This window comes from Psychrobacter sp. 1U2 (assembly GCF_051847575.1).
In genome coordinates this window covers 1-746 of the sequence record NZ_JBPYDC010000993.1, presented here as the reverse complement: position 1 = coordinate 746, position 746 = coordinate 1, and the positions used below count along the sequence as shown (strand labels likewise).

Here is a 746-nt window from a genome sequence, read left to right as displayed (position 1 = left end):
GTGTGAACTTATAAAGAGCAGCTACGACGATATTGTTAGTCACGCTATCGTAGGCGGGCGCTGACTTATTATTGTCTGTAGTGGTGTCTTGAGTGGTACTCATGTGTTTCTCCTGCTGGCTAGGTCGCAAACCTAGTGCAATAAGGTAAATTTAAATTGTGATGGTATAACACTAGCAAGATTGTGGAATTGGCTAGTGCGGGCGTAGTGTAGCAAATTTGACGCGTATTTTGAACGTTTTATAAAGCTAAGTGTTATAAATTAAGAGAGCTTTTACCTACTTATTACTAAGCTATAGAGGTAGACTACTTAGATACAGCTATCACATAATGTCAATGGAGATGACACATGAGTAATCTTTCTATCAATTCTACTATTAATTCTTCCGCAAACATGCCTATCAGTCGCTATCCAGTACCATCATTGGAGAGCCTGCCTACTGATATTTTAGAACGCATTCTAGCGGTGCAAGAAAAAGCCAAATTTATTCCCAATGTGTTTTTAGTGTTAGCGTACCGCCCAGCAGAGTTCAGAGCTTTTTTTGCCTATTACGATGCGATTATGGAGCGAGAAGGTAGTACGCTAAGCCCAGCTGAAAAAGAGATGATCGTGGCTGCGACGAGTGCCGCCAATGGCTGCCAATATTGTGTCATCGCTCACGGTGCGTTACTGCGTGTGTTTTCTAAAGAACCACTACTGGCAGATCAAATAGCAATCAACTATTTACATGCACCCATCAGCCCTAA

General features: G+C 41.8%; 1 protein-coding gene. It reads left to right on the top strand.

Annotation, left to right across the window (positions count from 1 at the left end):
- Nucleotides 1-348: 348 nt before the first annotated feature.
- A partial coding sequence (locus tag ACS8FD_RS19965) for a peroxidase-related enzyme (protein WP_439277150.1) occupies nt 349-746 on the top strand: 398 nt, incomplete at its 3' end.